The organism is Embleya sp. NPDC059213 (assembly GCF_042754445.1).
Classification (GTDB): Bacteria; Actinomycetota; Actinomycetes; order Streptomycetales; family Streptomycetaceae; genus Embleya.
The window spans coordinates 1-19582 of record NZ_JBHZAV010000170.1; the positions used below are offsets into that span (position 1 = coordinate 1).

The following is a 19582-nucleotide window of genomic DNA, read 5'->3' on the forward strand; positions in this document are numbered from 1 at the left end:
CGGCGGGATCGGCCGACGCGGCGTGTTGATGACGGCGGGCGCGGCCGTGGTCCTGGTGGTCACCCTGGCCGCGGTGGTCGCGATGGGTTCGGACTCGCCGGACAAGGAGGACCACCGCCGCCCGGTGGGCTCCACCGGCTCGGCGGCGTACGACCCGAACACGCCCAACCGAGGCGTCGAGGCCGAACCCAAGTCCGACCGGGACAAGCCGGCTCCGCCGACCGGCAGCCACAAACCCGGCTCGACGGGTGCCGCGACGACGACGACCGGCAGCACGCCGCGGTCGTCGAGCTCGGCCACCGCTTCGGCACCGGCCAACTCGCCGCGCTCGTCGAGCCCGGCCAACTCCCCGTCTCACACCGGCAGCTCGGCACCGGCGACGACCTCGGCACCGCCGCCGAGCTCGCCCGCGTCGACCACCTCCGCCTCGGCCCCGATCCAAGCCCCGGCGGACGGCGGAGGCACCTGAGCCGGCTCATCCCCCTAGCCGGCGGCGAACCCCGCGGCCGGAACCCGACGCCGATCGAGGATCGCCGACGCCACGCGGGACGGCCGGTCCACGTTCGGCGGCAGCCGCGGGGACGGCACGCCGAACGCGAAGACGAACACGACGGTGGTTCGGGTCGGTGGTGGGCTCGGGGGATGGGCCGGGTCAGTGCAGGGCCGGGAGTACTTCCTTGCCGAAGCGGTGCACGTTCTCCAGGGTCATCGACGGGGCTCCCGCGCCTTCGGTGAACAGGAGAAAACGGTTGATGCCGGTGCGTTCGGCGGTGCGGGTGAGGCGGCGGACGCAGTCGGTGGGGGAGCCGACGGGGTGGATGCGGCACAGGAAGTCGGTGTACTCGGCCGGGTCGCGCATGTGGCGTTGCCGGTCGTCGGCGGTCACGTGCGCGGACAGGCCCCGGCGCAGCCACCTGGGCATCGCGCGACGCAGGGTGTCGGTGGCCTCGCGGCAGGTGTCCGCGACGTAGGCGACGCTCGCGGCGGCGTGCTCGACCGCGTTGGGGTCCCGGCCGCACGCGGACGCGGCGCATTCGTAGGTGCGGACCATCGCGGCCTTCTCCGCGTCGTCGGCGTGCATGCCCAGCAACATCGGCAGGCCGTGTCGGGCGGCCAACGAGGCGCTCTCGCGGGAGGTGCAGGCGACGATCACCGGCGGGTGCGGGTAGGTGCGCGGGCGCGGCACCACGGGCACCTTGCGGAACGCGAAGTGTTCGCCCTCGGCGCCCACCCGCTGGTGGGTGAGCCAGCGCATCAGCAGGTCCAGCGATTCGGGGAATGCCTCGTCGTACCGGCGCAGCCCGGTGCCGAAGACCTCCAGGTCCACCCACGGCCCGCCGCGCCCGACGCCCAGGGTGAATCGGCCGCCGGAGAGCTGGTCCAGCAGGGCGGTCTGCTCACCGAGCGCCACCGGGTGCTGGTCGGACAGCACGCTGATGGCCGTACCCACCCCGATTCGGTGCGTACGCCCCAGTAGCATGGAGGCGAAGGTGACCGCCGACGGGCACAACCCATACGGCACGAAATGGTGTTCGGCGATCCACGCCTCGTCGAACCCGGCCTCCTCCGCGGCGATTCCCGCGTCCATGGCACCGGTGAGCACCTCACCGTGATCGCCCGCGTCGAACTGTGCCGCCAGCAGGAAGATGCCCAACTTCATCGCGTCCTCCTTGTCCGTGTTCCCGTCGGCCCTGCGGCCACAGACAACACAACGCTCGAAGGACCTCGGAGGTAATCCTTCACCACTGATGGTTTTCCACCCGACCGGGCGGCTATCGACAGGACGGCACCCGCGCCCGATCGTCGACGGGAACACTCGATCATCCACCCGAACAGATATTCGGGACGGACCGAGGCGAACGGCACATCCCACCGGCCTGTGCCTGTCTCACAGGGGCTGCCATACTCCTGGAACCCCGCGGTACTACTTCGCAGTAACCAAGGCGTACTCCCGTTCGGGAGACGCCATTTCAGCAGCGAGGAGCACAGCAGATGACCCGTGACATCAGCACGGTCGGTGTGGTCGGCCTGGGCACCATGGGTGCCGGCATCGTCGAGGTCCTGGCCCGGGCGGGACTCACCGTCGTGGGCGTGGACGTCTCCGACGAGGCCATCGCGCGCGGCCGGGCCCGGATCGCCGAGTCGACCGCCCGCGCGGCGGCGCGTGGGAAGCTGACCGAGGACCAGCAGCGAGACATCTTCGAGCGCATCACCCTGGGCACCGACCTGAACTCGGTGGCCGCGGCGGACCTCGTCCTGGAGGCGATACCCGAGCAGCTCGAGCAGAAGCAGGAACTCTTCGCTCGGCTCGACAAGATCTGTGGTCCGGACACCATCCTGGCCACCAACACCTCCTCACTGTCGGTCACCGAGCTGTCGGTGTCCACCGCGCGCTCCTCGCACGTGGTGGGGCTGCACTTCTTCAACCCCGCGCCGGTGATGAAGCTGGTCGAGGTGGTCCGCACGGTGGTCACCGAACCCGAGGTGCTCGCCGACGTGGTCGCGCTCGCCGAGCGGCTGGGCAAGTCGCCGGTGGTGGCCGGCGACCGGGCCGGGTTCATCGCCAACGGGCTGCTGTTCGCGTACCTCAACCACGCGGCGTCGATGTACGAGCAGAAGTACGCCACGCGCGAGGACATCGACGCTGCGATGCGCTTCGGCTGCGGTCTGCCGATGGGTCCGCTCGCGGTGCTCGACCTGGTCGGGATCGACACCGCGTACGAGATCCTGGAGCAGATGTATCGCCAGTCGCGCGATCGCCTGCACGCGCCCGCGCCGATCCTCAAGCAGATGCGTACCGCGGGGCTGCTCGGGCGCAAGAGCGGTCGTGGCTTCTACACCTACGAGCAGGCCGGCTCGCCGGTCGTGGTGGCCGAGGCGGGCGAGTCCGCGGCGGTCGCCGGCACGGCGCGCGAGGTGCGTGCGGTGGGCGTGGTGGGCACCGGGACGATGGCCACCGGCATCGTCGAGGTGTTCGCCAAGTCCGGCTACGACGTGGTCTACGTCGCGCGCAGCGAGGAGAAGGTCGAGCGGGTGCGCACCGCGCTGGTGCGCTCGCTGGACAAGCAGATCCAGCGCGGCCGGCTGACCGAGGAGGCCAAGGCCGAGGCGCTGGCCCGGGTGACCGGCTCGACCCGGCTGGACGACCTGGCCTTCGCGGACCTGGTCGTGGAGGCCGTGGTCGAGGAACTGTCGGTCAAGCAGGCCCTGTTCGAGAACTTCGACGAGATCTGCAAGCCCGGCGCGATCCTGGCCACCACCACCTCCTCGCTGCCGGTGATCGACTGCGCGGTGGCCACCTCGCGGCCCGGCGACGTGGTCGGCATGCACTTCTTCAACCCGGCGCCGGTGATGAAGCTGGTCGAGGTGGTGCGTACGGTCGCCACCTCGGACGACGTGGTGGCCACCATCCACGAGGTCTGTCGTCGGACCCGCAAGCACGCGGTGGACTGCGGCGACCGCGCGGGCTTCATCGTCAACGCGCTGCTGTTCCCGTACCTGAACGACGCGGTGCGCATGCTCCAGGCCAACTACGCGACGGCCGAGGACATCGACACCGCGATCAAGCTGGGCGCCGGCTACCCGATGGGCCCGTTCGAACTGCTCGACGTGGTCGGGCTGGACGTCTCGCTGGCCATTCAGAAGGTGCTGTTCGCCGAGTTCCGCGAGCCGGGCTGGTCGCCGGTGCCGCTGCTGGAGCACCTGGTCACGGCGGGCTACCTCGGCCGCAAGACCGGTCGCGGGTTCCGGGACTACGCGAAGCGGTAGGCGGGCGGACCGGTCGGGGGCAGTAGTACGAGAGGGGTACGGGCGCACGCACCACGTGCACCCGTACCCTTTTTGTGTGCCGCGTCGTAACAAGCCCACCAGCCGCTCCCGGATCGTCGACCGGGACGAGCCCCGCGACCCCAGCCTCGGCTTCGAGGAGCGCGAGTCGGGGGCGGACGGGGAGTGGCTGGTGCGTCCGATCAGCGGTCAGGCGGCGACCAAGACCTATCGTTGCCCCGGGTGCGACCACGAGATCCCGCCGGGTGTGCCGCACCTGGTCGCGTGGTCCGCGGACGGCCGGGTCGAAGAGCGTCGGCACTGGCATCGCCCGTGCTGGAACAGCCGCGGGCAACGACGGATCACCCGGCGACGGTAGACGCCCGGTCCCGCCCCGTGGCCATGCGTCGACCGGCCGGCCGCCGGGGTCGGGTCGCCAGCGTCGCCGCGAGCAGCAGCGCCAGGATGGGCAGGGTCGCCGCGAGCACGAGCGGGAAGAGCAGCGCGACCGCCGAAGCCGCCACATGCATCCCGGCCGCGCCGATCAGGCCGACCCGGGAGGTCGAGCCGGTGCGCAGCCGGTCGCGCAGGTTGCTCACCGCCCAGATCGACCAGATCGTGATCACCAGGGCGAGCAGGACGAGGAAGGTGACACCGACGGTGCCCGCGATGGCCTGTCGGCCCTCGGGTCGGTCGCCGTACCGGTCGGCCAGGACATTCAGGAACACGATCGGCGCGACCACGCCACAGCCGATGCTCGCCGCCAGCGCCTCGATGCTCAAGGTCACCACGGCCGCGTACGTCACGATCCCCCGGGTCAACGTCATAAGCCGCGATCGTGCCCGCCGGCCGTGGGTTTGTCGAGAGTACGTTCGACCGTCGGGTGTGCGTCGGACGGGTCGGTCCGGTCGCCGCACTCAGGCTCGTCGTCCGAAGCGCAGGGCGACGTAGCGGTCGAGCAGCTTCATGGTGCCCCGGGTGCGGGCGAACGACGTGGGCTCGATCGGTGTCCGGAACAAGCGCCGGGTGATCGACTGCGGTCGGGCGAACTCGCGCAGCCCGTCCGCGCCGTGGATGCGGCCGAAACCGCTCGCGCCGACTCCGCCGAACGGCAACGCCGGGATGCTCGCGAAGGCGATCACCGCGTCCTTGCCGCCGCACTCCATCAGCACGGGCGTGAGGGTGCGCGCACACGCGGTCATCACCCGCGTGCCGGTGGCACCCGAGCCGGTGAAGGCCAGCTTGTCCACGCCGGCCCCGCACAGCGCGGCACCCGTCGAGCCGCCGCCGGTGACCACCTCGAACACGCCCGCCATCGCGTCCGGATTGGCCCGGGCGAACGCGTCGGCCAGGAACACCCCCACCCCCGAGGTGTGTTCGCTCGGCTTGAACAACACCGTGTTGCCCGCCGCGAGGGCGTAGGCGATCGAGCCCAGCGGGGTGAACACCGGGTAGTTCCACGGTCCGATCACGCCGACCACACCGAACGGCCGATACTCCACGTACGCCGCGTGGTTGGCCATCGCCAGGCCACTGGGCAGGCGACGCCGGCGCAACACTCGGGCGGCGTGCGCCGACGCCCAGGCGATGTGCTCCAGGCCCAACAGCAGCTCCAGGAACGCGTCGTCGTGCGGTTTGCCGGTCTCGTCGTGGATCAGCGCGGCCAACGTGTGGCGGGTGCGCACGAGTTCGGCGGCCCAGGCGCGCATCCGGCGGCGCCGCTCGGCGGGCGCCAGGCCGGCCCACCAGGTGCCGCCGACCCGGGCCCGGTCCACCGCCGCGCGCACCTGCCCGGCGTCGTGGATCGGGTAGCGGGCCAACTCCTTGCCGGTCGCCGGGTCGAACGAGGCGAAGGTCTCCACGGTCGTGGTCACGGCTGGTTCGTCCTCTCTCGCAACACCGACTTCTGCACCTTGCCGGCCGCGGTCAGCGGCAGCGCCTCGACGAACTCGACGCTCCTGGGCGCCTTGTAGCCGGCGATCAACGTCTTCACGTGGGCCCGGAGCGACTCGGCCGTCAGCTCGCGGCCCGGATGCGGCACCACGACGGCGTGCACCCGCTCGCCCCACTCGGGGTCGGGCAGGCCGATCACGGCGCAGCCCGCCACGTCCGGGTGGGTGTTGACCGCGTTCTCGACCTCGGCGCTGTACACGTTCTCCGCACCGGTGACGATCATGTCCTTGAGCCGATCGACCACGGTCAGATAGCCCTCGGCGTCCATGAAGCCCAGGTCGCCGGTGTGCATCCAGCCGCCGCGCAGCGCCTGTCCGGTCTCTTCCGGCCGATTCCAATACCCCAGCATCACGTGGTCCCCGCGCGAGACGATCTCGCCGACCTCGCCGCACGCGAGTTCCCGCTCGTCCGGGCCGACGACCCGTACCTCCGCGTGGTGGCACGGCCGGCCGGCCGAGCGCAGCTTCACCGGGTCCGCGTCCAGATGGTCCTGCGGCAACAACAGCGTGACCAGCGGGGAGAGTTCGGTCTGGCCGTAGGCCTGGATCAGGGCCGTGTCCGGCAGCGCTTCGAGCACCCGGCCCAGCAGCGTGGCGGTGATCGGCGACGCGCCGTAGGTGAGCAGTCGCAGCGTGGACAGGTCGTACCCGGCGAACTTCGGGTGCTCCAGCATCATTTGCACCATGGTCGGGGCCAGGAAGATCTCGGTGACCCGTTCGCGTTGGATGGTCGCGGCGACCTGCTCGGGGTCGAACGCCGGCAGGACCGCCTGTGGGGTGCCGACGATCGAGTTCATCAGCCACACCCCGAACCCGGCGATGTGGAACAGCGGGGCCGCGTGCAGGACACGGGCGTCCGGCGCGACCCGGTAGGGGGCGGTGGCGAGCAGGCCGCCCATCGCGGAGGCGAGCACGTTGGCGTGCGAGAGCATCACGCCCTTGGGGAATCCGGTGGTCCCGCCGGTGTAGAAGATCCCGGCCGGGTCGGCGCCGCCGCGATCGGCGTCCGGGATCGGCTCGGCCGCGGCGAGCAGTGCCTCGTAGTCGTGCATCCCGGGTCCGGTGGGCGCGTCGGTCAGGTGCACGACCTCGCGCACGCTCGACGAGGCGGCGCGCAACGCGGGCACCAGAGCCGCGAACGCGTCGTCGACGATCAGCACGCGGGACTGCGAGTCGTCCAGGGAGAAGGCGATCTCGGCCGTGCTCCAGCGGATGTTCACCGGGTTCAGTACGCCGCCGGCCCAGGGGATCGCGCTCAGGCACTCCAGGTAGCGGGCGGAGTTCAGGGCCAGGATCGCGACCCGGTCGTCCGCGCGGACGCCGAGCCCGTGCAGGGCGCCGGCGAACCGGGCCACCCGCTCGCGCAGTTCGTGGAACGTGCGGCCCGCGTCGCCGTCGATCACGGCCCGGCGCGTGGGGGTTTGTTGGGCCCATCGGTGCAATGGCTGGGTGATGCCCATGGGCTGCTCCTCGCGGGGGAGGGGAGGGAGGGGCTCAGGGGTGTGCGCGGGCGGGCGATCCGCCCGGACGCGTGTGGGTGTGCGGGGCGGTGTGGATGCCTGGACGGTGCGGGCGCGCGGATGGTGCGGAGGCGCGGATGGCGCGGACGCCCGGATGCGAAGGCGCGGGCACGCCGTCAGGCCCGCCCGCGCCGCCGAAGGGTCGCGCTCGGTGTCAGCAGTCGCGCAGGGTCGGTGACTGGTTGAGCAGTTGGCCTCGGATCGAGGTGAACTTGGCGTACCGGTCCGCGTCCAGACCCTCGACCGGGAAGACCGCGACCCGGTGGCAGTTCTGGAACGCGAGCCGGACCCCGAAATGCCGTTCCATCGAGCCCCGGATCGCGTCCGAGGCCAACGCGCGCAACAGTTGCCCGCGCTCGGCCTCGGTGCCGGGCGGCACCTGGTTGTCCGCGAACGGACCGCCGTCCACCTGGAGTTGCGTCACCAACGAGGAGACGAGATTCCACGCGTAGGGCAGCGAGGTGCGCACACAGTCGACGAACTCGGCCTCGTCCACGTCCCCGTGTTCGGCCTGTTCCAACAGCTTCGGAGGCACATCGAGCGACATGGGTGCTCCTTCCGGCCGGGACGTACGCAAGTTCCGCCCGGCGCTTCGGGTCGTGTCTCGTACCTGGCAGTTGGCGCCCATGCGTCGATCACGACACGCCCGAACGCCCATCCGCCCGACCCGCACCGTCTCCTGACTCACCGTAGGACATCGGGTACACGTTGCTCCATAGCGAACGGTCGGTGAACACGGCCTGCGGCCCGACGCGTGCACGCGGTATCGGATCGGCCGGGGCAAGGGTCGTCATGAGGTGCGTCACACGTGTCGTGGGGGCTCGGGTGGGATGGCCGGGGGAGGTGGGCCGGAGGCGGTAGCGTCGGGGTATGCGTCTCGTCATCGCCCGTTGCTCCGTGGACTACGTCGGGCGACTCACCGCCCACCTGCCGTCCGCCCCCAGGCTCATCCTCGTCAAGTCGGACGGAAGCGTGTCCATTCACGCCGACGACCGCGCGTACAAGCCGCTGAACTGGATGAGTCCGCCGTGCACCCTCAAGGAGGGGGACGGCGTGTGGACGGTGATCAACAAGGCCGGCGAGAAGCTGATCATCACGATCGAGGAAGTGCTGCACGACACGTCGCACGAGCTGGGCATCGACCCCGGTCTGGTCAAGGACGGTGTCGAGGCGCACCTCCAGGAGCTGCTGGCCGACCGGCTCGACGCGCTCGGCGCCGGCTGGACGCTGATCCGGCGCGAGTACCCGACGCCGATCGGCCCGGTGGACATCCTGTGCCGGGACGCGGACGGCACCACCGTCGCGGTCGAGATCAAGCGCCGCGGCGAGATCGACGGCGTCGAACAACTCACCCGCTACCTCGAACTCCTCAACCGCGACACGCTGATCGCCCCGGTCAAGGGCGTCTTCGCCGCCCAGGAGATCAAGCCCCAGGCCCGCGTACTCGCGGTGGACCGGGGCATCACCTGCGTGACCCTGGACTACAACGCGCTGCGCGGCACCGAGGACGACAAGCTGAAGCTGTTCTGACACCGGTCGGCCGGCCGTTCGCGCGGTTCGTCGCAGAGCCGATGGCCGCTATCGCCGGCGGAGGGATCGGTGGGTGGCGAGTCGGGAGCGGGCCTCGGTGAGGGCCGTGCGCAGGACGGCGGTACGGTCCACGCCCGGACGCGTCAGGGTGCGGGCCAGCAGGGTGGCGAGCACCCTCGGGGTCATGAGTTCGGAGGGTTTGCGGATTCGGGAGTAGACGTCGAGGAGGGGGCGGGAGCCTTCCGGGCGGGTGGCCATCGAGCGCATGAGGGTTTCTTCGAGGGGCGATACGGCGGTGGACCGGGCCAGGGTGTTGGTCCAGTGGTAGGTCTCGCGGCATTCGTGGTCTCGACGGTGTTCCCAGGACGCGGTCGCCGCGTCGAGGCGGGTCGGGGTGTCGAGTACCGGGGCGACCGCCTCGCCGAGCAGGCGACCGAAGCGGAGGGCGTCTCGGATGCCCTGCGCGGTGACCGGGTCCTTGAAGTGACCGGCGTCGCCGGCGAGCGCCCAGCCGGGGCCGGTGGAGTGGCGGAAGTACGACGGCAGGTCGGTGGCCCGCACGATCTTGGTGGTTCGGGTGCAGCCGGCGAGTCGGTCGGCCAGGCCGGGCAGCAGGGTGAGGGTGCGGTCGTACTCGCCCTCCAGGCCCAGGCGGAAGGCGTCGGCGCGCTCCCGGGGCGGCATCAGCAGGACCAGGGTCAGGCCGCCGTCGCACGGGAACGCGGTGCCCAGTTCGCGGCCGGTGCGCCACATCGCGGCGGTGCCGCGCCATTCGGTGCGCGGGTCGTCGTAGTAGGCGTAGTAGCAGGCGCGTTGGTTGACGTTGGTGGTGTGCGGCTTGCCCGCGCCGACCTCCCTGGCGATCAGCGAGCGGCGGCCGTCGGCGCCGACGACCAGCGGGGCGCGGAGCGTGTACGAGGCCGCGCCGCGCTCCTGGACGTGGACACCGGTGACCCGATCGCCGGACCACACCAGGCCGGTGACGCGGGCGCCCTCGCGTACCTCGGCACCGGCCGCGCGGGCGGTGTCCACCAGGGCCTGGTCCAGGCCGGAGCGGCGCACACACATACGTGCTCGCGGTGCCGGTGGAGCGGGCCGTGCCGCTGATGACCCCGCAACTGGTGGCCGTCGACCCGGCGTTGGGCCGACTGCGCCGATTGACCACGGACTGGATGAACGGCCTGATGATCTATCTGCGCCGGCCGACCCCGATCACGCACGGCCACGTCGCGTACATGGACGCGCCCTGGGCGGTCACCTCGATCAGCCAGGCCCAGTTCTGGCGCGGTGACTTCGCGGCACGGTACGGCGACGGCAGCGTGCACGACGTACTGTCGCTGGATCTGTCCGACTGGGACGACCCGGGCATCCTCTACGGGGTGAGCGCCCGCAAGTGCACGCCCGCGCAGATCGTGGACGAGGTGCTCGCGCAGGTGCGGGCCAACCTGGACGGCGGTGCCACGTCGGTGCCGGACGCGCAGATCCACTCGTGGTTCCTGGACCCCGGGATCACCGACGCCGGCCTGCCGAGCGTGGCCAACGACGAACCGCTCCTGGTGAACACGATCGGCTCGTGGGACGACCGGCCGGAGGCGACGACCCGGATCCCCAACCTGTTCCTGGCCGGCGACTATGTACGCAACACCATCAACCTCGCCACCATGGAAGGCGCCAACGAAAGCGGACGGATGGCGGCCAACGCGGTGTTGCACGCGGCCGGTTCGAACGCCGCCCCGGCGACGGTGTTCACGCTCTACCAGGAGCCGGCACTGGCCGGTTGGCGGCGCGCGGACGATCTGCGCTACCGGCTCGGCCTGCCCAACGCCTTCGACCTGATCAGACCGTATTGGCCCTGACCACAAGGGGGTTCACGATGCCGGAGATCGCGATCATCGGAGCCGGATTCGCCGGGATCTGCATGGCGATTCGGCTCCGGCAGGCCGGCATCGACGACTTCACCGTGTACGAGAAGGCCGACGCTCTCGGTGGCGTCTGGCGGGACAACACCTATCCGGGCGCGGGTTGCGACATCCCGTCGGTGCTCTACTCCTACTCGTTCGCGCAGCGCGCCGACTGGTCCCGGGTGTACCCCGAGCAGCGCGAGATCCTGCGTTATCTGCACGAGTGTGCCGAGGGGTTCGACGTCGTCGGACGGATCCGGTTCGACACCGAGGTGTTCTCGGCCGGCTGGCATCCCGACGAATCGGTGTGGCACCTGGAGACCTCGCGCGGGTCGGTGAGCGCCCGTGCGGTGGTCTCGGCGGTGGGGCAGCTCAACCGGCCGCGGCTGCCGGACGTGCCGGGCCTGGACACGTTCGCCGGCACCGCGTTCCACTCCGCGCGGTGGCGGCACGATCACGACCTGACCGACCGTACCGTCGCGGTGATCGGTACCGGGCCCAGCGCGGTGCAGTTCGTGCCCCGGATCGCCGAACGGGTCCGGAAGCTGTACGTGTTCCAGCGCTCGGCGAACTGGGTGGTGCCCAAGCCGGATCGGGCCTACGGGCCCACCGCCCGCCGGGTGTTCCGGCTGGTGCCGCCGGCCCGCCTGGCCGTGCGCGGGGCGACCTACCTGCGCGGCGAGACCGCGGTCTACTGGGCGGTGCGCGGCGATCGCAGGGGCACGTTGGTGGAGAAGACGGCCCGGCGTCACCTGGCCGCACAGATCGCCGATCCGGACCTGCGCAGGCGACTGACGCCGGACTTCCCGATCGGGTGCAAGCGCATCCTGATCTCGCAGGACTTCTACCCGACGTTGACCCGGGACAACGTCGAGCTGGTCACCGACCCGATCACCGAGGTGACCGCGCGCGGGCCGCGGACCGCCGTGCGCGGCTACGACGTGGACACGCTGATCCACGGAACGGGCTTCTTGGCCACCGAGTTCCTGCGGCCGATGGAGATCGTCGGGCGCGACGGGGTGCGGTTGCACGACGTGTGGCGGGAGGGGGCGGCGGCGCACCTGGGCATCGACGTGCCGCGCTTTCCGAACCTGTTCCTGCTGTACGGGCCGGGCACCAACCTGGGACACAACTCGATCGTCTACATGATCGAGAGTCAGGTGGCTTATGTGGTCCGGAAGTTGCGCGGCGGGCGGGTGCACGAGGTGGGCGAGGACCGGTATCTGGCCGCGCACCGGGCGCTGGTCGCCGGGCTGGCCGGCACGGCGTTGGAGGCGGACTGTACGAGCTGGTACAAGGGGGCGGACGGGCGGGTGACCACGAACTGGCCGTGGCGCACCTACCGTTACCGGCTGGCGACCCGATCGGCCTGAGTCGGAGTCCCCGGCCGCCCGCCCCGGTGCCGTCCTAGGGGGCGAAGTCGAGCGCGTGCACGACCAATTCGGCCAGCGCGTCCACCGCGCTCTCCCGGATTCGCGCGTCGCATTCGGTCATCGGAGTACGGGGACCGATCGACAGGGCGTCGCGCAGGTCCTCTTCCGGATAGCGCGGTGCGTCGTCGAAGAGGTTGACCGCCACCACGAACGGGATGCCGGAGCGCTCGAAGTAGTCCACCGCGGGGAAGCTGTCCTCCAGCCGCCGGGTGTCCACCAGGACGATCGCGCCCACCGCGCCGCGCACCAGGTCGTCCCACATGAACCAGAAGCGGTTCTGTCCCGGGGTGCCGAACAGGTAGAGCACCAGGTCGGATTCCAGGGTGATCCGGCCGAAGTCCATGGCGACCGTGGTGGTGCGCTTCTCGGGCAGGCCGGACAGGTCGTCGACGTCCTCGCTGAGCACCGTCATGACCGATTCGGTGGTCAGCGGCGGGATTTCCGAGACGGCCGCGACGAGCGTGGTCTTGCCGACGCCGAAGCCGCCCGCGACGACGATCTTCGTCGAGGTGATTGGCGGCCCCTCGCCGATCCGGCGACCGCCGGCCCCCGGAGCGGGCAACGGGATGGCCGGGACCTCGTCGCCGAGTCCGCCGAGCCCGCCGAGATCAAATCTTGCGTAGTCCACCGAGCACCCTCTCCAGCAGCGCGCGATCGGGTCGGCCGGCCTCGTGCTCGGCCTGATACACACTGATGCGGCCCTGCGAGGCCAGGTCGCTGATCAACACCCGCACCACGCCGAGTGGCATGTGCAGGATCGCGGCCACCTCGGCCACCGAGCGAACGCCCCGGCACAGGTGCACGATCCGGGCGACCTCCGGCATGTCGCCGGTGCCGTCCTGTGGGCAGTCCAGCGTGGTGACCAGCGTCTCGACCAGCAACACGTGGCCGTACCGGGTGCGGCCTCGGGTCAGCGTGTAGGGACGCACCCGCGAGGTACGACCGCCCGTGTCGGGCCGGGTCGCGTACCCCCGCTCTGCGTCGTGATCGGAATACCCGTCGTCAGGAGCCAACGCGACCACCTCCACGGTCCTGGTGCATCTGTGCGCGCAGGGCCGGTGTCAGGACGTGGCCGGCGCGCCGTACGAACGAGGTCATCTGATAGGCGATCACGCCCAGATCGGCGGTTCCGCCCGCGTGCACGCCCAGGCAGGAGCCGTCGCTGATGGACATCGCCACGACGTAGCCCTCGGCCATCGTGACGATCTCCTGGCGAACCGCGCCCATGTCGAGGACGCGCGAGGTGCCCTCGGCCAGGGCGACCAGGCCGCTGACGATCGCGCCGAGCTGCTCTTCCGCGTCCGCCGCTCCGGCGGCCGCGTCCGGGCCGCGTGCGCTGGCCAGCATCAGGCCGTCGGAGGAGACCAGGACGACCTCGCGGACCCCCGGGACATCCCCGGCGAGGCCGGCCACCAGCCAGTCGACGTCGCGTGCCGTGGTGCCATTCGACCCGGTCACCGGTCTCCACCTCCTGTCTCCTCCCGCGCGGGCGGCGGGAAGGTGGGTTCTTCGTCGGACGACACGACCGGGTCGGTCGCCTCGCCCTCCCGGCGAGCCGCCTCCAGACCCTCCTGGAAGCCGGTCAGCCGCTTGCGCAGTTCGTCGGCGGAGAGCGTGCCGGTGTCCCGGGACGCGTCCGCGGCGGGTACGACGCGCATCGCACCGCTGTTGTCGCCCGCCACGAGGCGCTTGGGCAACCCGCGTCGGGTGCGGCCGACCGCGGAGACGGCGGGCCCCGTGCCGTCCCCACCGGCGGCCGAGTCCGGCTTCGTGGGAGCGGGAGCAGGAACGGCCTTGGCCGACTTCGACACCGCGGCACCGCGCCGGGCGGGCGGCGCGACCACGGCGGCCGGCTTCGCCGAAGCCGTGGCCCCGTCGGCCGCTGCCGTCCCGGCCTCGACCGCCTCGCCGGCCGCGAACAGCGCGCCCGGGGCGGTCAGCTTGGCCGTCGCCTCCTCCGGCGTCGGCGCGGGGTTGGCGGCCGGCGTGCGCTTGGGCAGCCCCTTGGGTGTCCGGGCGGGTGGTGCGGCGTCCTCGCGCGGCACCACCGGACCGCGCGGCGCGGCGGCCCCGGCCCGCGTCGGCGGATCGACCGCGACGGCGGGCGGCGCACCGGCCTCGACCGGCCGGGCCGCCGGCAACGCCAGTCGGGCCGCGCCGGGCGGGATGGCCCGGGCGCCGGGGGCCACGCCCGGGATGGCCATCCGGTCCCGCTCGCGCTCCTGTTCCCGATCGCGCTCGGCGGAGAACTCGGCGGGCGAGGGGCCCTGACCGTTGAAGGCCGTCGCCGGGATCACCACGACCGCGCTCAGGCCGCCCTGCGGGCGCGGGCGCAACTGCACCCGGATGCCGTGTCGGCGAGCCAGTCGGCCGACCACGAACACGCCCAGGCCGCCACCGCCGCCGGCGGCCTCCTCCTCGGTGCTGTCCCGTTCGATCTGCGAGTTCAATTCGGTGAGCCGGTCCGCCGGTACGCCGATCCCGTTGTCGTCCACCGACAACACGACCTCGCCGTTCTCCAGCGTCCAGCCGCCGATCTCCACCCGGGACTCGGGCGCCGAGTACGCGGCGGCGTTCTCCAGGAGCTCGGCGAGCAGGTGGCCGACGTCGTCGGCGGCACGACCGAGCACCTCGGCGCGCGGTACGTGGCCGACGTCGATGCGCTCATAGCGCTCGATCTCGGAGACACCGGCGCGCACCACGTCCAGGAGCGGGATCGGTGGGCGTCGCCCGCGCCGCTCGTCCGCGTCGGCGAGCACGAGCAGGTTCTCGCTGTTGCGTCGCATCCGGGTGGCGAGGTGGTCGAGCCGGAACAGGTCCTGGAGTCGCTGGGGTTCGTCCTCGCCGTGTTCGAGCTTCTCGATCAGGTCGAGCTGCCGCTCGACCAGGGTCAGCGTGCGCATCGACAGGTTCACGAACACGTCGTGGACCCGGCCGCGCATCAGGGTCTCCTCGTCGGCGAGCGCGGCGCGTCCGCGCAACAACTCGTCGTGTTCCGTCTCCAGACGGGCGCGTTCGGCCTCCAGCCGGGCGCTTTCCGCGGCCTGACGCACGGTCAGCTCACGCAGTCGGGCGATCCGCCGCTCGGAGACCCGATGGCGCAACCACGCGGCGATCGAGGACAGCGCGACGGCGGTGGTGAGCAGCGTGCCGGCGAGTACCGACTGCCATACGGTGTCCGAATCGCCCAGCAGGACGACGGCGGTCGCGATCCCCGCCAATGCGAAGACGGCCGCCGCGGAACCGAGCCCCGCAGCCACTCCGCCCCCCGAGCGCCGGCTCTGGTGAACGGGAGCGGGAACGCGCACAGGTGCCGCGTCCGCTGCGTTGGGTGTTCCTGGATCCCCCTGCCCATACATGAGACGTGAGCATATCGTCGGACCATCTTTCGATGTGCTTTCGACGACTGTGCGAGTCGCCCCCAAAACGGCCGAAAGGCCCCGCTCGACGACTGTCGAGCGAGACCTTTTCGGTATACGGACCAACATTTTTGACGAATGGTCAGCCGATTGCCCCGGCGGACGGTCGGCCGATCGGGCCCAACCGCGGAACCGGCCGGCTCACACGTCGCGCGAACGCAGCCGAATCCCGCCCGCGATCAGCACGACCGTCGCGTACGTCGCGATCAGCAACAGCGAGGGCCACGGGCCCGGTCCGCCGTCGTCGCCGCCACCGCCGATCAGCTTGCCCAGCGCGAACATCGGCGAGTACTGCATGACCTTCTCGCCGACCGACTGCGGCAGGAACGGGCCGATGATCATCGGCAGCAGGATGGCGCCCATCAGCGCGGTGATCGCGCCCGCCGAGTGCCGCAACAACACGCCCAGGCCGAGCCCGAACAGCCCGATCACGGCCAGGTAGAGCGAACCGCCGACGACACTGCGGAGCAGGTCGACATCGGCGGTGGAGTCGCCGATCCGTGAGGTCAGCATCGACTTGCCGATCATCGCGGTCAGACCCATGGTGACCACACCGACCGCGAACATCAGGCCCGCGAAGACCACGCCCTTGGCCACCAACACCTGGAGCCGGCGCGGGTACGCGGTCAAGGTCGTGCGGATCATGCCCGTCGTGTACTCGGCGGAGATGGTCAGCACACCCAGCGTCGCGGCGGCGAGCTGCGCGACGATCACACCGATCAGCGAGACGCTCACGTAGTCGTCGTCGGTGTCCGGCTTGACCGTGCCGGCGAGCAGCACACCCAGACCCAGGATCAGCACCACCATCACGACCAGCGTCCAGATGGTCGAGCGGACCGTGCGGATCTTGGTCCACTCGGACAGCAGCACCCGGCCGAAGCCCGCGTTGCCGCCACCGACCTGACCGCCGAGCTGCATCTGGTGCACCGGCGGGTAGGGCGCCTGCTGCGCGGGCGGCACGAACTGCCCACCCTGCTGCGGGAGCGTCTGCTGCGGGGGAGCCATCTGCGCCGGCGGCATCATGTGCGGCTGGTTCTGCGGCATGGGGGGCGGAGTGTTCTGTGCCATCGCTCAGCCCTCGCTTCCGTTGGACTGCGGCTTGGACAGGGTCGGGGCGCCGGTGCCCGGTGCCCCGACGGGGGCTCCCCACGGCGCGCCGGGCGCGCCCTGCTGCGGGTAACCGGGCGGCGGACCGGCGAACTGCGGACCCCCCTGCTGCGGGTAGCCGGGCGGCGGCGCCATCCCGGGCGGCCCCCAGCCGGGCGGCGGGCCGCCTGGCAGCCCGGCGCGGTACTCCACGCTGTGCTGGGTCATCCGCATATAGACCTCTTCGAGCGAGTCGAAGCGCGGCGAGAGTTCGTGCAGCGCGATGCCGTGCTCGGCGGCCAGGTCACCGATCGCCGCGGGCGGCAACTCGTGCACGCGGAACGCGCCCGCCACCGCCTGGTCGGGGGTGATCGTCGCGCCCTTGCCCTGGAGCAGCGTGTTGAGCTTGTCCACCTGCGGCGAGCGCACCACCGTGAACGACTGCGAGTTGGTCTCGATGAAGTCGCGCATCGAGGTGTCGGCGATCATCCGCCCCTGACCGATCACGATCAGGTGGTCGGCGGTCACCTCCATCTCGCTCATCAGGTGGCTGGAGACGAAGACGGTGCGACCCTCGGAAGCGAGCTGCTTCATCAGGTTGCGGATCCACAGGATGCCCTCGGGGTCGAGCCCGTTGACCGGCTCGTCGAACATCAGGATGCCGGGGTCGCCCAGCAGCGCCGAGGCGATGCCCAGCCGCTGGCCCATGCCGAGCGAGAAGCCGCCCGCCCGCTTCTTGGCGACCTGGGTCAGGCCGACCATCCCGAGTACCTCGTCCACCCGGCGGTTGGGGATGCCGTTGCTCTGCGCCAGGCACAGCAGGTGGTTGTACGCGGTCCGGCCGCCGTGCATCGCCTTGGCGTCCAGCAGCGCGCCCATCTCCCGCAGCGGGGCCTGGACATGGTTGTACGGGCGACCGTTGACCGTGACGTTGCCGCCGGTGGGCGCGTCCAACCCGAGGATCATCCGCATGGTGGTCGATTTACCGGCGCCGTTGGGGCCGAGGAAGCCGGTCACCGAGCCCGGACGCACTTGGAAGGAAAGCTGATCCACCGCCAGCTTGGTTCCGTAGCGTTTGGTGAGCCCTCTCGCTTCGATCATCTGTTGCCGCACTCCCAGGGTGGTTTGCAGGACGGTTTCGGCGTACGAGCCGACGAGGGTACCGGGGTACCGGGACTCGAGTACCGAGGTTTCGAGCTTAGGCCCGGAATGCCGCTGCCGACGGCAGCCGCGCGACGGGCGCGAAACCGCCCACAGGGGCGAGGGAAGTCACACACATCATCCCGAGGGACGATTGACAACCTCAGGCTTGATCCTGACGCGGGGTGACCACTTCGCGAAGTATGAGCAGTACGGCGGCCGCGATCGGAATCGCGAGCAGCGCCCCGGTCACCCCCAGCAGCGCGCCACCGACCAACGCCGCGATCACCGTGATCGCCGGCGGTACGTTCACCGCACGGTTCATCACCCGCGGATAGATCAGGTAGTTCTCGAACTGCTGGTAGGCCAGGAAGAAGATCACGCAGGTGAGTGCCTTGCCGGGGGAGTCGAAGAAGACCACGATCGACACCACCGCGGCTCCGATGGTGGCGCCGATCATCGGGATCAGGTCGGTGAAGGCGATCACCAAGGCCAGCGGCAGCGCGTAGTCGTTGCCCAGGATCATCAGGAAGATGAACGAGGACAACCCCGCGCAAGTGGCCACGATCAGCGCGCCGTTCACGTAGCCGCCGATCCCGGACAGGATCTCGTCGCCGAGCAGCCGCACCCGGGCCCGACGCGACCTCGGGAACAGGTTGTACAGGTGGTTTTTGATGCTGGGCAGCGCGCCCAGGAAGTACAGCGTCAACACGATCACGGTGAGCGTGTCGAACACCGAGGTCAGCACCATCTTGCCGAAGCCCCACAGGCCGCCCGCCACGTTCTGCGCGGTATTGGCGTTGGCGGCCCAGTCCTTGGCCCGGGTGACCAGGTCGTACTTCTCGTCCAGCTTGCGGAACCGCTCGTTGTTGCGCAGCTCGGTGAGGCTGTCCGGGATGGAGTTGATCAGGCTCGACGTCTGGTCGACCAGCGGTTGTGCGATCGCGGTGACGAACCCGGCGGTCACGAGCACGAAGCCGAAGGCGACCGTGCACACCGCCCAGCGGCGGGCCATGCCGCGACGCTCCAGCCGCTCCACGAACGGGTTCAGGCCCGCGGCCAGGAAGAACGAGATCAGGATGATGATCAGCACGTGCTGAATGCCCATCACCGCCTGGGCCAGGAACCACGCGGTGATCAGCCCGAGTCCGCCGATGAAGCCGATGTAGAACGGCGAGGAACGCCGCAGCGGTTGGCCCGGCTCGCCGAACCGCGAGCCGACGCCGGTCCACGGCCGGACCGGGGCGGGGGCCGGGGAGGAAGGCGGTGCGAGGGTCGAAACAGGCGCCGTGGCGGGCCCCTTGCCGTCGGCCTGCGTCGGGAGGACCGTGCCCGCGTCCGCACCCGCGCCCACGACGTCGTCCCCGGCGCCGACCACGTCCGGCCGCGGCGACGCGTCGGCCGCATCGGGATCGGCCGGCCCCACCTGGGCCGGCACCGGCACCGGCTCGGTCGAACTCCCCGGTGCGACCTCCGGGTTGGCCGGCGCCGTCGAGTCGACACCCGCCGGATCCGGCGTCGACGCGGGCACGGCGGGTGCGCCGGCCCCGTCCGCCGCCGGCGCCGCGGCGGGATCCGGGGCGGCGCCGTCGCCGGCCGGCGCCCCCGATCTGCGGCGCGGCCAGATGTTGCCCAGTCGACCCATGCCCCGTTGCTCCTCGTTCAGCCGGCTCGGGTCCGACGATGCGGTACCACACGCGTCTCGCCGACGCGTCCCGGGATTTCGTCATGAAAATGCGGCCGGGCGGCGGGCGGGTCCTCCAACGGCCGATCCTCGCCGACCGACACGAGGTCGGACAACCCTCCCTGCCACAAACGACACGCACAGAAACCGCC

18 protein-coding genes and 1 pseudogene are annotated in these 19582 nt (G+C 71.1%); 6 read left to right on the forward strand and 13 right to left on the reverse strand.

Going from position 1 to position 19582, the window contains the following annotated elements; genetic code table 11:
* Nucleotides 1-469, forward strand: a pseudogene (locus ACFXMF_RS37935) (hypothetical protein); the annotation flags it as partial.
* A gap of 183 nt (nucleotides 470-652) precedes the next feature.
* Here the strand turns inward: ACFXMF_RS37935 and ACFXMF_RS37940 are convergent.
* Complete coding sequence (locus ACFXMF_RS37940) at nucleotides 653-1660, reverse strand: LLM class flavin-dependent oxidoreductase (protein ID WP_360318861.1); 1008 nt, start codon at nucleotides 1658-1660, stop codon at nucleotides 653-655.
* 332 nt (nucleotides 1661-1992) lie between these two features.
* On the opposite strand from ACFXMF_RS37940, the gene ACFXMF_RS37945 reads away from it, so the two are divergent.
* Together ACFXMF_RS37945 and ACFXMF_RS37950 are read left to right on the forward strand one after the other, a co-directional pair.
* Entirely contained in the window at nucleotides 1993-3768 is a 1776-nt protein-coding gene (locus tag ACFXMF_RS37945; RefSeq protein WP_360318858.1) for a 3-hydroxybutyryl-CoA dehydrogenase, read from the forward strand.
* A 76-nt stretch (nucleotides 3769-3844) separates the two neighbouring features.
* On the forward strand, nucleotides 3845-4144 hold the full coding sequence (locus ACFXMF_RS37950) for a hypothetical protein (RefSeq protein ID WP_360318855.1): 300 nt from the start codon (nucleotides 3845-3847) through the stop codon (nucleotides 4142-4144).
* Here the strand turns inward: ACFXMF_RS37950 and ACFXMF_RS37955 are convergent.
* The 4 genes from ACFXMF_RS37955 to ACFXMF_RS37970 form a co-directional block, all read right to left on the reverse strand.
* A complete protein-coding gene (locus ACFXMF_RS37955; protein WP_360318852.1) occupies nucleotides 4128-4592 on the reverse strand; it encodes a hypothetical protein in 465 nt (154 codons plus the stop codon). The two genes, ACFXMF_RS37950 and ACFXMF_RS37955, sit on opposite strands and share 17 nt — an antisense overlap.
* A gap of 90 nt (nucleotides 4593-4682) precedes the next feature.
* Nucleotides 4683-5639 carry an aldehyde dehydrogenase family protein gene (locus ACFXMF_RS37960; RefSeq protein WP_360318850.1) on the reverse strand — a complete coding sequence of 319 codons (957 nt, stop codon included), beginning with the start codon at nucleotides 5637-5639 and terminating at the stop codon, nucleotides 4683-4685.
* A complete protein-coding gene (locus ACFXMF_RS37965; protein WP_379990620.1) occupies nucleotides 5636-7177 on the reverse strand; it encodes a long-chain-fatty-acid--CoA ligase in 1542 nt (513 codons plus the stop codon). The genes ACFXMF_RS37960 and ACFXMF_RS37965 overlap by 4 nt, the downstream gene beginning before the upstream one ends.
* A 214-nt stretch (nucleotides 7178-7391) precedes the next feature.
* Nucleotides 7392-7784, reverse strand: coding sequence for an SCO5389 family protein (locus ACFXMF_RS37970; protein ID WP_360318844.1), 393 nt, complete (start codon nucleotides 7782-7784; stop codon nucleotides 7392-7394).
* 323 nt (nucleotides 7785-8107) lie between these two features.
* Here ACFXMF_RS37970 and nucS point away from each other — a divergent pair, with 323 nt between their 5' ends.
* A complete protein-coding gene (nucS, locus tag ACFXMF_RS37975; RefSeq protein ID WP_360318842.1) occupies nucleotides 8108-8767 on the forward strand; it encodes an endonuclease NucS in 660 nt (219 codons plus the stop codon).
* Between the two features lie 48 nt (nucleotides 8768-8815).
* Here nucS and ACFXMF_RS37980 read toward each other — a convergent pair whose 3' ends face one another.
* A complete protein-coding gene (locus tag ACFXMF_RS37980; protein ID WP_379990621.1) occupies nucleotides 8816-9829 on the reverse strand; it encodes an NAD(P)/FAD-dependent oxidoreductase in 1014 nt (337 codons plus the stop codon).
* A gap of 44 nt (nucleotides 9830-9873) precedes the next feature.
* Here ACFXMF_RS37980 and ACFXMF_RS37985 point away from each other — a divergent pair, with 44 nt between their 5' ends.
* Complete coding sequence (locus ACFXMF_RS37985) at nucleotides 9874-10623, forward strand: FAD-dependent oxidoreductase (RefSeq protein WP_379990626.1); 750 nt, start codon at nucleotides 9874-9876, stop codon at nucleotides 10621-10623.
* 17 nt (nucleotides 10624-10640) lie between these two features.
* A complete protein-coding gene (locus ACFXMF_RS37990; RefSeq protein ID WP_379990622.1) occupies nucleotides 10641-12041 on the forward strand; it encodes a flavin-containing monooxygenase in 1401 nt (466 codons plus the stop codon).
* Between the two features lie 34 nt (nucleotides 12042-12075).
* On the opposite strand, the gene ACFXMF_RS37995 is transcribed toward ACFXMF_RS37990, so the two are convergent.
* The 7 genes from ACFXMF_RS37995 to ACFXMF_RS38025 form a co-directional block, all read right to left on the reverse strand.
* A complete protein-coding gene (locus tag ACFXMF_RS37995) occupies nucleotides 12076-12669 on the reverse strand; it encodes an ATP/GTP-binding protein (RefSeq protein WP_360318973.1) in 594 nt (197 codons plus the stop codon).
* Nucleotides 12670-12709: 40 nt separating this feature from the next.
* A complete protein-coding gene (locus ACFXMF_RS38000) occupies nucleotides 12710-13030 on the reverse strand; it encodes a DUF742 domain-containing protein (protein ID WP_360318971.1) in 321 nt (106 codons plus the stop codon).
* Nucleotides 13031-13103: 73 nt separating this feature from the next.
* Nucleotides 13104-13559: a roadblock/LC7 domain-containing protein gene (locus ACFXMF_RS38005; RefSeq protein ID WP_355546746.1), complete on the reverse strand. Its 456-nt coding sequence runs from the start codon at nucleotides 13557-13559 to the stop codon at nucleotides 13104-13106.
* Entirely contained in the window at nucleotides 13556-15361 is a 1806-nt protein-coding gene (locus tag ACFXMF_RS38010; RefSeq protein ID WP_379990623.1) for an ATP-binding protein, read from the reverse strand. The genes ACFXMF_RS38005 and ACFXMF_RS38010 overlap by 4 nt, the downstream gene beginning before the upstream one ends.
* 300 nt (nucleotides 15362-15661) lie before the next feature.
* Nucleotides 15662-16564 carry an ABC transporter permease gene (locus ACFXMF_RS38015; RefSeq protein WP_360318829.1) on the reverse strand — a complete coding sequence of 301 codons (903 nt, stop codon included), beginning with the start codon at nucleotides 16562-16564 and terminating at the stop codon, nucleotides 15662-15664.
* A gap of 27 nt (nucleotides 16565-16591) precedes the next feature.
* A complete protein-coding gene (locus ACFXMF_RS38020; RefSeq protein WP_379990624.1) occupies nucleotides 16592-17707 on the reverse strand; it encodes an ABC transporter ATP-binding protein in 1116 nt (371 codons plus the stop codon).
* Between the two features lie 202 nt (nucleotides 17708-17909).
* Complete coding sequence (locus ACFXMF_RS38025; RefSeq protein ID WP_380021019.1) at nucleotides 17910-19391, reverse strand: AI-2E family transporter; 1482 nt, start codon at nucleotides 19389-19391, stop codon at nucleotides 17910-17912.
* Between the last annotated feature and the right edge of the window lie 191 nt (nucleotides 19392-19582).